Source organism: Paenibacillus gyeongsangnamensis, from assembly GCF_027533625.1.
In the GTDB taxonomy this organism is placed as follows: Bacteria; Bacillota; Bacilli; order Paenibacillales; family NBRC-103111; genus Paenibacillus_G; species Paenibacillus_G gyeongsangnamensis.
The window spans coordinates 237,633-251,844 of the sequence record NZ_JAQAGZ010000008.1; the positions used below are offsets into that span (position 1 = coordinate 237,633).

Genomic DNA, 14,212 nt, shown 5'->3' on the forward strand with positions numbered 1-14,212 from the left:
ATGATGAATTCACCTTTCAGGAAAAATTCCCCATTCGCTCAAACCGATCCGAATAGCACTTCCAACAGCTTTACGGTTCGGTAGAGCTCATGGTAAACGGGTTCCTCAAGAGCGGGTTCATTTCGAAAGGCGACCATTTCGTGGCCGACCGTATAATACACGGAGATGTTGGGGTTATCCGCTTTTCTTAACATCTTCGACATATTCTCTAAATCCATATAATACAGCATTCCGCCTTTTCCATACAGCATCGCGAAAGGCGTCTCAATCGTGTGCGCTACCCTGAATATCGCTTCCTTCTCATCCATTCCGGGCATGGCGATCACACGAATCCGAGGATCCGGTACGGCGGAAAGCGGTTTAACCGCTTCTTGACCGGTAGACAAATCCACAACGAGAAGCTGAAAGTTGCTGTAGTATTGCTCCAAAAGATTTTCCATCAAGTCTACGGTTGCCGGAGAACCGTCTCTTACCGGAAATAACACCGTCGTTTCCATAGGAATATTTCTTCGACGGCGAGCCTGAAACTTCGCGGTTTGGAAGGCGTTTCTCCAGCGCCGGTGCTGCTGGCTGGAATTTTTCAATTGGGCGGATACGCTGAAAGGAGAGTTTACCCGATAATCGATTAATTCCACGGGAATGTAGCGGGTCTCGCAATGGTCGGTCAATCGAAGAACATAATCGTAATCTTCTACGGGTTCCATTCCGTAGCCTTCAATAAGCTTGGCATACCGGCTCTTGTACATGAAAGATACCCCGATAATATGAAAATCGAGCAGCGCCTCTTTGGGCTTAGCCTGATAATCCCTTAATTGCGCTTGCACGGCTTCGTCGTGAAGAGGCCGGCCCTCATCGTCGATTTCACGAAAACAACTGTATGCCAGACCAAGCTCTTCAGGACCTTGCAGCAATTCTTTTCTCAGAAGACGGATAAACTGAGGATAATACAGATTATCGCTAGAAACCCAAGTCAAATAAAGGATTTCCGGATCGGCCAGCAATTCTTTAAATCCCCGGTTCAGCGCCTTGGCCACGCCCTGATTTTTCCTGCATGGGATAACCTTCACCCGCGGATCATGTCGGACTTCTTCATCAATCACATCCGCTACTTCAGGAGCGCCGTCGATCACGATAACGAATCTGAAATTGGAGTACGTTTGGGCTAGAACCGATTGGATGGCTGCGCGTAAATAAGACGGCTTCTGCTTGTAAACAGGCATGACAATCCCAACATCCGGCATCGAACATCCCCCTTAACATGATTTATATTAATGTATGCTTGCTTTTCATTGCAGTATAGGCCTTTTAAGTATTATTCCGCCTAACTATGCTAATAGTCGTTTCGTTTGGAATAGACACCTAATATACTGGATTAGATTGGATTAGATTGGATACGGGTGATCATGAACATAGGAGGAACAACAATGAGGGTTGTCATTCCAGTCGGCGCCTTACATTTGGGCGGAGGGTGTAAAAATTTGGCGGACGTAGCGAACGCTCTGCATACCCGAGGACATGATACGGAAGTGCTGGTACCCGAAGGGATGCCCGTTGTTTACGACGTACATTGCAAGTTAACCAGAATACCTTCCCTGGACCCGTCCTATATCCCTTACGGCGATATTGTGCTTGCCAATTTTTACACAACGTTTAAAGCTTGCTACGAAGCATGGCCCCGCCATTGCGTACGTTTCTCCCAGGCTTATGAACCTCACTGGGTACCGGATAAAGAATTCGCGTTATGGACCTATGCCCACGGGGTTCCGATCGTCAGTCTTTCCCATTGGCTCGACGATCAAATTTTTAATGATGTAGGGCAGCGAACATTCGTTCTCAATCCGGGTATCGATCCGCAAATTTTCTACCCTTCCCCTGTGCGCAAAAGACTCGACAAGGACAAGCGAAAAATCATTCTCTATTTAGCGCGGGATCCGGATTCAGGCTATGAATTGAAAGGATTTCATGATTTTGTGAAATGCATGGAATTATTTAAGGAAGCGTACCGCGGGAAATTTATCGTTTATATGGTTTGTCCCGAAAAAATATTGTCTCTTCCCTCGGGCATTCCGTATCGAACCTTCGGCGCCGTAAGCGATAAGGAGTTTGCAGAGCTATACCGGACCGCCGACGTCTTCGTCTCTTCCTCCTGGATTGAAGCTTACGGGTTCCCTCCGCTTGAGGCGATGGCTTGCGGAACGCCGGTGGTGACGACGAATTCCGGAGGCATATTGGATTTTTCGGAGCATTTGAAAAGTGCTTTTATTACCCCTCCGCGTGATCCCCGTTCTCTGGCGTTGGCTCTTCAGGCCGTATTAACCGATGAAGATTTATACCAGACCTTGATCAGAGGAGGGTTGGAATCGGCAAGCCGCTTTACGCAATATAATTTCGAACAGAGGTTTGTCAATGTAATGGAGCAGATTGTTCGTGAACGAAGCTGGCAGCGCAAATAAGGAGATGGAACGGATGCCTTTTACAACGGGATTAATTACAAATACAAGCGCAAACGGTACTGCAGCGTCCACTGTCGTTTTTAATGTATTGAATGCCGATCCGGTGTTCGTGACAATCGTTCATTTGCAAATTTTCGGCGTTTTAAACACGGACGTCCCGAGAATTCCGCTGCATAACGTGGGATATCAAGTTTTGCCGAATACCGTAAGCGTAAAAACGTTCAGTATTGGCGGTTTTTTTGCTTATGAGGTGCAATTTAATGTGATTGCCAGAACAAATTTAGGTGATACGGTTTCCATTTTCGGCTTGGATGCGTCCGGTAATCTTGTTACGGGACAAAGATATATTCAATCCGAATTTAAAGAGATCTCTCAATTAACTACGATTCCTTGATTCGAGAAATCCGGATAACAAAAGAAGACTACGCGGGGAATTCCACATAGTCCTAATCGGGTATCCGGCATGATGCAGAGTGAACGGTTCCTGCCTGTATGGCGGGATTTTTTTCTTTTCCGGATGGAATTCTCACTTCACGATGCGATTTCGTTTCAAAACGGCCATCATCGTTCTTGCCCTCTGTTTATAGTTCTGTACCGCGATCGAACGCCTGCCTTGCCGCTTTATTCGCTCTCGCAATTTGTTTTCTTTCAAATAACGGCGGACTAAACGCAGTGTTTCTTTAGGTGAAGAAGATACAATCAGATCTTTTCCGGGCCTTACTAAACGGCGTACTCCCGGGGTATCCGACGTAAGTAAAAATCCGCTGGAACCCAGGATCTCGTAAGTTCTCATCGTAACCATATCCTGATAATTTTGCAGGCCGATCATGATGTCGGATGAACTGTAAACCTTATAAGCCTTCTTGTAAGGCAAGTAGCCGTGAATCCAATTCCCCGGAATGTCCTTACCTAGGATAGGCTTCATTTTATCCCAGTCACGGCCGTAGAAATCAACGCGAATCCCTTGTCGTATAAGGGGGCGGATAAGTGTCCGAATCGATTTAATGCGGTAATGTCCGGGATATTGCTTAAGAACCTCAGGATAAGCATTCGCAACAACGGCGATAGAGCTGCGATATTTCGCGCGGGGCTTCGTTTTTCGATGCACGCTGGAATGATAGGCAAAATCCAAACGAGCTGCTTTGATCCCGCGCTTCCGATAAAACTTTACCTTCTTGGGAGAAATGGTGAAAACAAAATCCGGCTGCATCTTCTTGATTAAAGGCATCGTGAATCGGGAAGTGAAGTTCGGATCTTCCGTGGCCCAATAAACGTGCGGGATGCCGGATGCCTTTACATGCTCGCGAATCCATAGCTGCTTTTCTTCCGTTTGTTCGGGCCCCCATCCCATCGAAACGATGAGATCCGGACGAAAGCTTTCGATCATGCGGGGGATGTTGTCTTGCGTTAAAGGTCCGGAAATTTTCACCCGGTGGCCGGCGTCGCGAAACCCTTTCGGCAGCGTATGAATCCACACCGGATTGCTTTCAAGGAAGAGAACTTTCATAGAGAAGCCCCCTGTTTCAAAATTCCGTTTTTGCGGAGTACGCGAAGGATATATTTGGCGCGATGCATGTAACTGTGCTTTCGTACCGTTCTTTGACCGGAGTTTTGGATCTTTCGCCGTTTCTTCGGATGTCGCAAGTAATAATCGATTAATCGCAATGTCTCCTTAGGTGAAGAGGACACGACCAAATCTTTTCCAGGTTTGAACCATTTTCGTACGGCCGGCGTATTGGAGGTAAGGAGGAAGCCGCCCGAGCCAAGAATCTCATACGTGCGTTGGGTGAGCTGAGTCTTTTGATTTTGCAATCCGATAATAATATCCGTTGAACTGTACACTTTATTGGCACGGGGATACGGCAAATAGCCGTGAATCCAGCTTCGCGGGATTGTTCTTCCCAGGAAAGACTTCATCTTATTCCAAGACCTGCCGTAAAAGTCGACACGAATCCTTTTTCGGATCAAGGGCCGAATCAAAGTATTTAAAGAGGTGATGCGGTAATGCTCAGGGTATGTTTTGAGAATACGAGGGTATGCATTGGCTACAACGGCAACGGAGCTTCGGAATTTCGGGATCGGTTTGACCCGCCGGTGAACACGGGAGTGGAAGCCGAAATCCATATGGGCCGCTCGAAACCCAAGTTCCCGGTAATCCTTCACTCTGGCGGGACAGATGGTAAATACAAAGGTAGGCTTTACTCTCTGGATGTAGGGGATCGTGAACGTATGCGAGTGAGTAGGATCCTCCGTTGCCCAGTAGACATGGGGAATTCCTGATGCTTGGACATGCTCCCGTATCCATTCCTGCTTCTTCAACACATGTTCGGGTCCGCAGCCCAAGGTGATGATGAGGTCGGGACGGAATGTGGAGATGAGCCTGGGAATCTTATTTGACGTGAGCGGTCCGGATATTTTGACCTGATGTCCCGCATCCCGGAAACCGTTAGGAAGTCCATGGATCAATAAAGGATGACTTTCTAAAAAGAGAACTCGCAAAAAGGAATCACCTCTTTCCTATCAACGGAACAGTACCATAATTTGGTGCGGTCCGGTCCGTTTCATCACCCGGTATCCTTCTTTTGCCGGTACGGCGATGCCGGACCCGTTCGGCCTGCAGTATTCGCCCGGAGTACAGTCTCCGTTATCGCGAACGTGCATTTGACCCAGCAGCCCTACCATAACCCATTCGGTTCTAAGCCTTCTCGGTTTATACCGTTGATTGGAATCCCATACGGGATTAAGAACCGGCTGAAACTCGGTATGCTCCGGTTCAAGGAGTTTGCCTCGCGAATCGAATACGGCGGGAACGGTTGCTTCTTGATATTGAACTCTTCCCCATTCGTCCGTTACGTATTTAAAGGACCAATGTAACTCTTCGCTGTTCCCTGCTATGGAGGGCCGTGCACACGTAATGCCTAGAATGTATTTATCCTTGTCCTTGGCAATCCGGATTTTTCCCTCCGCGCCGTCAAAGGTAACGAAATATCCGCAATCTATTGGATTGCCGTTCGTGGTTTCGAACATCTCCGCGTAATTTGAGCCTCCCGCAAACCACGTCCTTCCGATAAATGCATCGCCCGCCGTACTGATTTTTGCCGCCAAGCCGCGATGAGCTTCGTCGGTCCCGTTGGCTAAGTGCCACGAATAGGCATCGGTCGCATCCCCATATTTACCTGCGATATAAGCTCCGGACAACCCCGCCGTACTCGTACCTTTCCCTCCGGAGTGGGAGGCGAAGCCACCGGCGGCTGTCCGGAATCCTTCGGCATGGGCACCCACGCCGCTCGCCGTAGAGTGGATTCCCTCCGAATGGGCGGCTAGGCCCCTCGCCGTTGTTGCCAGCCCTTCCGCATGCGCAGCGATTCCGCCGGCCTGTGTGCCTTCTCCCTCGGCATGGGAAGCGTCCCCTCCCGCTGTCGTAAGGGATCCCTCAGCGTGGGAGAAGGCGCCGGCGGCTGCCGTGCCTTCGCCTTCCGCATGCGAGGCAAAGCCCCCTGCCGCACTTTCAAAGCCTTCCCCATGCGAATAATCGCCTCGGGCCGAAGTAAAGCCGCCTTCGGCATGCGAGGCATTCCCTTCGGCCGTTGTGCTGTCTCCCTCGGCATGCGACGTATTTCCCCTGGTTTCGGTATTGTATCCCTCGGCATGAGAGGCATGGCTTACGGCTCTTGTGTCCTGGCCTTCCGAATGGGAGTATAAGCCGTTTGCTCTAGTGCCTCCGCCTTCGGCGTGGGAAGCCGTTCCCATGGATTTGGTATCCATGCCTTCCGAATGGGAGTATAAGCCGCCCGCTACGGTACCTCCTCCTTCGGCGTGGGAAGCATCTCCAATGGCTGTATTGATGTAGCCCTCTACATGCGCTGCATGGCCAATCAAGTTATTCGACATAAAGCTGTTCACCCCAATTGTATAAAATGATAACCCTCGCATAAATTCGCCGATAATTAGTTTTTTAATCCAATCTTTTATTCTATTTTTTCATATGATAGAACAAGCCAGAAAGAAGGAGGTGATTACGTATGACCAAACTATTGGATGCCAGAACGTCACAGAATGCCAGCACCGCTAACTCGATGTCCATTTCTTTCACTGCAATCAACGCCCCGCAGCTTTGGGGGCAGCAGACCTTGAATTTGTCCGGAGGAACAGCATTCACCGTACGCGTGGAATTCGCAGGAGTCATCGCTCTGCAACAGCCTCTCGTTCCTGTCGCTACTACCGCAACCGTCATCGTCGTGCGGGGGACTACGCCTTCCGATCTCATCATATTCTCGGCGGCATTGAATTTGAGCACGGCTCTTACGGGACCCCAGCTTCTTACGTTTGCAGGTTCCGATTTTAACGCGCCCAATATTTCGCCGGTCACTTATACGGCATTCGTCAGCGTCAACGCACTTGGCGTGACTCGCGTAGGACCCGAAAGCTTCAATTTGGCCGCTTATTCGGACTAACGAATACCGGAATCCCGGGAGGCTCCGTCTTGCGACGGGGCCTTCTCCTTTTTAAACGACCGAATAACAGGTTCAAAGATCTTTCCAAGCCAAGAGGGCATCGACGGGTGGATGATCTTTTCCAAACGTACGGACAAACGACGGATTGCTGCTGTCATGCAGCCCCTTAAATACAAGGACCTTGTAGCCCATCCGCTCAAATTCATCCGGCTCCCAGCCGCTCCGGTGCTCCTGATAGACTTCGCCCTGCAGGTTGTAATAGTCGTATCCTGATTGCGGGAAGAACCCGCTTGGAGTAAATACGATGATCCTTTTGACGGCAATCGTTTCGGCCATGGCCAATAGCCTGAGTCCATCCTGCTTGTTAAAATGCTCGATGACGTCATTGAGTAAAATCATGGAAAACGTCTTCGGCAAAAAAAGCCGGTCAATGGTTAAGGCATCGGCATGAATCGGGATGATCCGCTCCGAAGGATGGACTCTGTTTTCCAAATAAGGACGATGCACATCGAGCCCGACCAAGACGGGGCAATCAAAGCTGCCCAAGAGGGAACAAACGCCGCAGCCGATATCCAGAAGGCTGTAAGCTTTTTTGTTGACCAGCCCTTGAACCGCCGGTATGAAATTATTTTGCTTCGTCTCTACGATCATTCCTCTTCTCCTCCTCCTCCTCCAAAGGTTGAGCAAGCTGCGCAGCCATTTTTCAGCCGGCACCCATTTAGCCCCCCAGTTCTCTAACATAAGCCTCCAACGAATGGGCATAAGAGGATTGGATTAAGCGGATTTCTTGTTCAATCGCCGGCCGGTGTTTTAACGTCCCCATCCGGTTATGCCACCGGTATTGGATCAGCGGCTGGTCCAAATAGTGGAAATGCACTCTCGACAAAATCAGGCGCACCCACAGATCATAATCGTGCGTATATGGCAGAGCTTCATGAAATATACCTACTTGCAGCAGCATCTCTTTTTGGGCGACGACCGTACATCCGTTGATCGGATTGCCATGCCGCATCGCTCCGTACAAGGAAGCCACATTCGGGAAACGGGGTCCGACGTGGTACTCGGTGATTCGGTTATGTTCATCGATCAAATCGAACGCCGAAAAGCTGATCGAGGCGTTGCGGGAAAGCATAAACGGAATTTGTACCGAGAGCTTGTGCGGGTAAAATATATCGTCGGAGCTAAGCCAAGCGATATACTCGCCCGAAGCCAGGCGGATTCCATGATTCAGCGCGCTCGCCGTCCCGCCGTTGGCTTTGCCGATATAATGCACCCGGTTCATATAGGGCGCGATTTGGTCCAAATGCTGGGTCGAACCGTCGTCCACCACGATGATTTCGACGTTCGGATACGTTTGTTCCAGAGCGCTGGTAATGGCCTGACCGACATACGGATCATTGTAAAACGGGATGATGATGGATACTCTAGGATTCACGCCTCATCCTCTCCTTTCTCTTTATAGGCATCCGTTGCGAAAAAATGCGAGAATCTCTTCGGCGGATTGCTCGAACGGAATGACGGGCTGCCAGCCGAGCGACCGCATCGGCGCCGGATCGACCGGCGATACGGGTACAGTGCCGGACGAAGGCGGCCGGGCCGCTTCGCGCCCCGTCTCCGGCTGCGGCTGTGGCGCGAGCGATACTAATGGGGTGTCCGCCTGAGATCCGATGCGCCAACCTATCGGCGTGGCGGCAAGCGCTTCGAACCGGCCCGCCACCTCGCCGAGCGTACGCAGCCGGCCGGAACCGATTGGGTAAACCGCTCCCGGCGTACCGCTGCGCAGGATCAGCTCATAGGCGCGAACCGCATCCCGCACGTCGACGAAATCACGCACTTCCGTCGTTGACGAAAGCCGGAATGCAGGCTCATGGAGGCCGCGTTCCACGCGGACGACGTACGCACCGATCAATCCGCAAATGCCGTTGGAAAGACCCGGGCCGATCAGATTAGAAGGCTGTGCGATCATGACGGGCAAGCGGAAGAGCGTTCCCCAGGCACGGGCGGAGAGAGTCTGCAGGGTCTTGCTTAAGCTGTACGGGTGAGGAGGCTGCGGAGGTGCGCCATCGCTCAAGCGGAATCCAAGCATCGATCCGATTACCAGAACCCGGCAGCTCCCCGAACCGGCCCTCTGCAGGGCATCGAGCAGGTAAAGCGTAGACATGACGTTGATACCCATATACCGGAGCGGATCCTCCCACGAACCGGATACCGAGTTAAGTCCGGCAAGGTGAAGCAGCATGTCGGGACGTTCCCCCTCCAGCAGCCGGCTCACCTGCACCGGGGAAGAGAGGTCGCAGACCGCCTCCCGCACCTCTCCCCCTCCGTGCAGGGCTGCAGTGCCCGGCCTCCGTACGGCGGCGACGACCTCGTATCCTTGGGCGGCGAAGTACGAACATGCGTGCTTACCGGTAAAGCCGCTCGCACCGGTAATGACAATTCGGCCCGCGGTCATTCCGTCCGCATCCAATCCCGCAGCTCCGTCAGCATCTCGAGATAATCCGGAACTTCATAGCCGAGATCGGTTCGGGTGCTGGCGAGCGTGCGATCGAGTACGATGGTTTCATCCGGCTGAATGATGACGTCTTGTTTGTCAAATACTTGCCGGAACAGCTGAAGCAGCTCGCATTTGCTAACCGTGCGCGGAGCGGTAAGATGAACGAGCCCGCTGAGCTTCGGCCCCCGCTCGATAGCCAGATGAATGAACTTGGCCAGCTCCAGCGTCGTAACGCCGTTCCATGGCACCCGAACGAAGCCTTTAATGACTCCCTGCTGCTTAAGGAACCAACCCAGAAGACCGATGCCGTTCGGGCGGATTTCCGGTCCGACGATCGACGTGCGTATCGTCAGATGAGGCGCCCTTACCACCTCGCCAAGCGTCTTGGTCTTCGCATAGACCGAAGTGCCGTCGGGGACATGCCGTTCTTCATAACGGCCTTTCTCCCCGGAGAACACGCAATCGGTGCTGATATGAATGAGCCGGCCGCCCGTTCTTTCGGCGAGCCCGGCCAGTTGATGCGGAAGAATGCTATTGATGCGATAAGCCATGATTTCATTTTGCCGTGCATAATCGTTCAAAATCCCGACGCAGTTCACAATGACGTCCGGCCGTATCGATACGACCAGCTCCTCCACCATGACGGCATCCAGTGCGTCCAGGCGCAGTGCCGCACCGTAACGGTGAGGCCTGACCCCCGGTTCCTCCATTCCCGGATCGAGCCTCATATCCCGCTCCCGGATCGTATAATACACGTCGTAGGAAGTGCACGCAGCCAAATACTTTAACAGCATATGACCGGCCATTCCGCTGCCGCCGATCACCAGTACCCTCATGACAAGAACCCGCCTTTCGCAAGCATCTCGCGTATATCGTCCTTCGTCATGAGCGAATACGCGGATGTATATTCGTCGCCTTTTACTTTTGCGCAGGAAGCGTACCGTGCCTTTAACCCCGGAATTTCGACCGTCGGCAAAATAACGAGATAATCGTCATCAAATACGACCGTATTCTGAGCTTCGTATTCGGAGTAAAGAATTTCATGGATTTTTTCCCCGGGACGAACACCCAGCTCCACAACCTCAACCTGCTTTTTCCCCATATGCTCCATCAGCACTTCCGCCAGATCCATGATTTTGCAGGTCGGCATTTTCATGACGAAGATTTCGCCGCCCTTTCCTTCCGCCGTTGCCTTGAGCAGCAGCGTAATCGCCTCGTGCTGTGTGAGAAAAAACCGGGTCATGTCTTTATGCGTAATGCCGATCTGGCCTTTCTCCCCGATTTGCTGCTTAAATAAATGAATGACGCTCCCGTTGGTCCCGAGTACATTGCCGCCCCGCACACATACGAAATCCGTTTGAGTCTCGAGCAGGTTGGCGTAAATGATCAGCTTCTCGCCGATGGCTTTCGTCATTCCGTAGAAGTTGGAAGGATTCGCCGCTTTGTCGGTGGAGATGTTGATGACCTTCTTCACGTTATTGTCAATCGCTGCCTCGATGACGTTTTGCGTACCGATCACGTTCGTTTTAAGCGCCTCGTACGGCTGGTCCTCGCATACGGGCACATGCTTGAGAGCGGCGAGATGGAACAAATAATCCACTCCCCGGCACGCCTTCGTAAGCGCAATCTTGTCCCGGACGTCCCCAATGCAAAAATGAAGTCTGGGATCCTCAAACGCCCGCTTCATTGCGACTTGGCTCGATTCGTTCCGTGAATAGATGATGATTTCCTTCGGATCGCGCTCCATGAGCTGCGAAACCAGCTCCGTGCCCCAGGAACCGGTCCCCCCCGTCACTAATATAGTGCTGCCTTTGAACATGTTTATTGACCTCCCAGCAAAAATTTAACGACCTTGCTCGACACATCCGCATCCAAATAGCCTTGCGGCATGGCCCAATCCGTTTGCATATTCACCATAAGCTTGACGGCATCCGCGATTTGTCCCGCCTTCAGTCCCGTGATGACGTTGCTGCCGCAGTCTACCGTTTCCGGGCGTTCAGTCGTGTTACGCATCGTTACCGTAGGAACATGGAAAATGCAGCATTCCTCCTGTACCGTACCGCTGTCGGTCATGACGCACAGGGCATGGCGTTCCAGCTTAACGAAATCAAAGAACCCGAACGGTTCGTGAAATTCCACTAATGGATGCATCCGGAGCTCGCCGATTTTTTCGATTCGGGACCGGGTTCGAGGATGCATGCTGCAGATCATCCGGTAACCGAAGGCCTCGGCTACCTGGTTCAAACCGCCCAGAATCTCGCGCAGATGAACCGGATCGTCTACATTTTCGGCGCGGTGAGCGGTCACAAGAAAATACGATTTAGGCGACAGATTTAACGTTTCAAAGATACGGCTTTCATCTATGCTGGAAGCATACGCCTGAAGCACTTCATAAATCGGATTGCCGGAGACGACGATCCGGTTGCTCGGTACGCCTTCTTTAAGCAAATGCTGCTTGCTCTGGGGCGTGTAAGGCATATTGATCGAAGAAACCGCATCGATGACCTTGCGGTTTTTCTCCTCCGGTACCGTGAGGTCGAAGCAGCGGTTGCCCGCTTCCATATGGATGACGGGGATCCCCATCCGCTCGGCCACAATCGCGCAAAGCGCGCTGTTCGTATCGCCGAGCAGCAGTACTTTATCCGGCCGCTCGCGGAGAAGAATCTTCTCAACTTCTCCGAACATGGTTGAAAGCTGCGCCCCAAGCGACTGCTGCCTGTGCCGCAGGATGTAATCCGGCGCGCGAAGTCCCATCTCTTGAAAAAAAATATCGCTCAGGCTATGCGTGAAGTTTTGCCCCGTATGCACAAGGATATGCTTCTCCGCCAACTTGTCGAGCTTCTGAATGATCAGGCTGAGCCGGATGATTTCCGGCCTCGTGCCGAGAATCGTTACAATCTTCATTCCATTCACCCTCTTATGAAATGGCCGGCTGACGCCGGCGATTACCCTGCTCTTCGTTTTGGCCTTGCCCGGCCGCCTCGCCGGACGACTTCACCTCTCCGGGAGCTCCGCTTGCTGCCACGCAGCAGCCGTTTGGCCGCTTGACTGCGGATGGGCTTTGCCCAACGCGCCATACGGCGAGCCCTCCTCATCCGCCGTCTCACGAGCTTCAGCTTGCCCTGTCGGCCTTTGAGCTTGCGTCTGCGTCTAGCTTTACGCTCGCCATTGTCCTTCAATTTTTCCCCTAACGGGAGCTTTTCCAGTTCGCTGTCCGGCAGAGTGACGACGCGTGCCGGATCTTTCCCGTGCTTCCGCATGGCTGCAAGCGATGCAAACGGGTGCCGCTTCCCTTCGCTGAGCAGATACACGGTTCGGCCCGATCCTTTGGCGAGCATCACCGAAGGGCGATTTTCCCGGGTCGGCGGATCATGTTTAATGAAAGCACCCGTAGTAAAAGTGTGCAGGACGCTATCCGGGACAACCGTTACGTCTCTCCAGTTGTAGCGGTAATAATACAAGGAGTCTTCGGAATCAAACGGACGCTTCACGTCCCCCTCCAATAGAAAAACGTACTTGCTTCTTTCGCCCCTATAAAGGGCATCAGGCTGCAGCGGGGGCAGTCCTTGCTGCCTGCGGGCTTGGTGCAGCTCATGGGTACGCGCCTCGAACTGCGAGAAGAGCGGGTGAAGCCGCCGCCGGAATGCCTCGATCCCGAAGATGGCCTGAACGGCTTGGCGGCTCGCATGCCCTCTCTCTCCCAAGGCTGGCCCTATGTCCAATAATGTGAGCACACGGGAGGTCAAGCCCGCGATGTCGCCTTTCTCCACAATAAGATCCGCATTGCCCGTAGCATGAAGAATTTCCTCCAGTCCGCCCGAACGATAAGCTACAACGCTTTTGCCGAACAGCAGCCCTTCCATCGCCGTCATACCGAAGCCTTCGTCGATTAGGCTAGGAACGACGACAATATCCATTGCCGGGTACAAAACCTCGATCCTCTGCTCGAATCCGAGGTGATGAAAGCGGGCACCGTACCCCGATTGGTCGATGATGCTGCGGCAGCGATCGTAATAAGCTGCATCGACTACGTTGCCGACAATGAGAAAGCGGGTGTCAGGCCGCTGTGCCGCCACCTGTACGGCCATGGAAACAAAATGCTCCAGTCCCTTCTCCATGTAAATGCTGGATGATATATACCCGATTACCTGCTGATTTCCGGTAAATCCGAGCTCGCTCCGTTTGAGATGCCGTGCATAAGGCCATGTATCCGGATGCAGCTCCTCATTACGCCACGTCGGCGGCAGAAGGCGGATTTTCCCTGCGGTGGACGGCTTGTAGCGAATGGGTCGGAGGGATGTTTCCGAGATACCGACGATCCAATCCGAGTACCGGTCGATCCATTCCGTGGATAACGGCGTCCAGGCATGCTCGATTATTTTTTCGGTGATGAACCAGGCCACCGGAATGCCCAGCGTTTTTGCGGCGGCGGCCGGCAGCACATTCAAGCAAGTATTTGCAACGATCAGATCCGGTTGATATCTGTGCATCAGAGTGATCAGGTCACTGTGCTCGCCTGCCCGCAGCCGTGCTTCCACATCTTCGATGTGGGTCATGGGCGGGTTAAACATCGTAAGAACGATGGGGACCGTATGGACGATGACAGGTATGCCCGCTTTGGTCGCCTCGGAAGAAAGCACTCCCTCCTCGGGTACGACAAGCGTACACTCCGCATCATGCCTCAGTTCTGCGGCAAGCTGCAGCAAATACTTTTCCGCACCCGTAATCGTCTGTTTTCCGCAAATATGGGAGAACAACATGATTTTCATAGAAATAGCCGCAAGTAGCGCCTCTGGCTGGCCTTAGACACG

Annotated in this window: 14 protein-coding genes; 3 read left to right on the forward strand and 11 right to left on the reverse strand. The window is 52.5% G+C overall.

Translation table 11 applies throughout. The annotated features are described in order from the left end of the window. Positions 1-38: 38 nt before the first annotated feature. The gene (locus tag O9H85_RS14335; RefSeq protein WP_269882106.1) at positions 39-1,241 is read right to left on the reverse strand and encodes a glycosyltransferase; all 1,203 of its coding nucleotides are present in this window, start codon (positions 1,239-1,241) and stop codon (positions 39-41) included. Positions 1,242-1,424: 183 nt separating this feature from the next. Between O9H85_RS14335 and O9H85_RS14340 the strand changes: the two genes are divergently transcribed. Both O9H85_RS14340 and O9H85_RS14345 read left to right on the forward strand, forming a co-directional pair. Beyond that, positions 1,425-2,453 carry a glycosyltransferase family 4 protein gene (locus tag O9H85_RS14340; RefSeq protein ID WP_269882107.1) on the forward strand — a complete coding sequence of 343 codons (1,029 nt, stop codon included), beginning with the start codon at positions 1,425-1,427 and terminating at the stop codon, positions 2,451-2,453. Between the two features lie 13 nt (positions 2,454-2,466). Next, complete coding sequence (locus tag O9H85_RS14345) at positions 2,467-2,847, forward strand: hypothetical protein (RefSeq protein WP_269882108.1); 381 nt, start codon at positions 2,467-2,469, stop codon at positions 2,845-2,847. 132 nt (positions 2,848-2,979) lie between these two features. On the opposite strand, the gene O9H85_RS14350 is transcribed toward O9H85_RS14345, so the two are convergent. The 3 genes from O9H85_RS14350 to O9H85_RS14360 are packed head-to-tail and all read right to left on the reverse strand — an operon-like array spanning position 2,980 to position 6,344. After that, positions 2,980-3,960 carry a CgeB family protein gene (locus tag O9H85_RS14350; protein ID WP_269882109.1) on the reverse strand — a complete coding sequence of 327 codons (981 nt, stop codon included), beginning with the start codon at positions 3,958-3,960 and terminating at the stop codon, positions 2,980-2,982. Continuing rightward, a complete protein-coding gene (locus tag O9H85_RS14355; RefSeq protein WP_269882110.1) occupies positions 3,957-4,952 on the reverse strand; it encodes a CgeB family protein in 996 nt (331 codons plus the stop codon). The genes O9H85_RS14350 and O9H85_RS14355 overlap by 4 nt, the downstream gene beginning before the upstream one ends. 21 nt (positions 4,953-4,973) lie before the next feature. Then, on the reverse strand, positions 4,974-6,344 hold the full coding sequence (locus tag O9H85_RS14360) for a peptidase G2 autoproteolytic cleavage domain-containing protein (protein WP_269882111.1): 1,371 nt from the start codon (positions 6,342-6,344) through the stop codon (positions 4,974-4,976). 131 nt (positions 6,345-6,475) lie between these two features. Between O9H85_RS14360 and O9H85_RS14365 the strand changes: the two genes are divergently transcribed. Further along, on the forward strand, positions 6,476-6,907 hold the full coding sequence (locus O9H85_RS14365; RefSeq protein ID WP_269882112.1) for a hypothetical protein: 432 nt from the start codon (positions 6,476-6,478) through the stop codon (positions 6,905-6,907). Positions 6,908-6,979: 72 nt separating this feature from the next. Here the strand turns inward: O9H85_RS14365 and O9H85_RS14370 are convergent, their stop codons facing one another. The 7 genes from O9H85_RS14370 to O9H85_RS14400 form a co-directional block, all read right to left on the reverse strand. After that, positions 6,980-7,558, reverse strand: coding sequence for a class I SAM-dependent methyltransferase (locus O9H85_RS14370; RefSeq protein WP_269882113.1), 579 nt, complete (start codon positions 7,556-7,558; stop codon positions 6,980-6,982). 67 nt (positions 7,559-7,625) lie between these two features. Beyond that, entirely contained in the window at positions 7,626-8,342 is a 717-nt protein-coding gene (locus tag O9H85_RS14375; RefSeq protein ID WP_269882114.1) for a glycosyltransferase, read from the reverse strand. A 21-nt stretch (positions 8,343-8,363) separates the two neighbouring features. Next, the gene (locus tag O9H85_RS14380) at positions 8,364-9,374 is read right to left on the reverse strand and encodes an NAD-dependent epimerase/dehydratase family protein (RefSeq protein ID WP_269882115.1); all 1,011 of its coding nucleotides are present in this window, start codon (positions 9,372-9,374) and stop codon (positions 8,364-8,366) included. After that, entirely contained in the window at positions 9,356-10,237 is an 882-nt protein-coding gene (locus O9H85_RS14385) for a dTDP-4-dehydrorhamnose reductase family protein (protein ID WP_269882116.1), read from the reverse strand. The genes O9H85_RS14380 and O9H85_RS14385 overlap by 19 nt, the downstream gene beginning before the upstream one ends. Next, positions 10,234-11,220: a polysaccharide biosynthesis protein gene (locus tag O9H85_RS14390; protein ID WP_269882117.1), complete on the reverse strand. Its 987-nt coding sequence runs from the start codon at positions 11,218-11,220 to the stop codon at positions 10,234-10,236. Before O9H85_RS14390 ends, O9H85_RS14385 begins: the two co-directional genes overlap by 4 nt. Positions 11,221-11,222: 2 nt before the next feature. Beyond that, positions 11,223-12,305 carry a non-hydrolyzing UDP-N-acetylglucosamine 2-epimerase gene (wecB, locus tag O9H85_RS14395; RefSeq protein ID WP_269882118.1) on the reverse strand — a complete coding sequence of 361 codons (1,083 nt, stop codon included), beginning with the start codon at positions 12,303-12,305 and terminating at the stop codon, positions 11,223-11,225. Between the two features lie 41 nt (positions 12,306-12,346). Next, on the reverse strand, positions 12,347-14,170 hold the full coding sequence (locus O9H85_RS14400; protein ID WP_269882119.1) for a glycosyltransferase: 1,824 nt from the start codon (positions 14,168-14,170) through the stop codon (positions 12,347-12,349). Between the last annotated feature and the right edge of the window lie 42 nt (positions 14,171-14,212).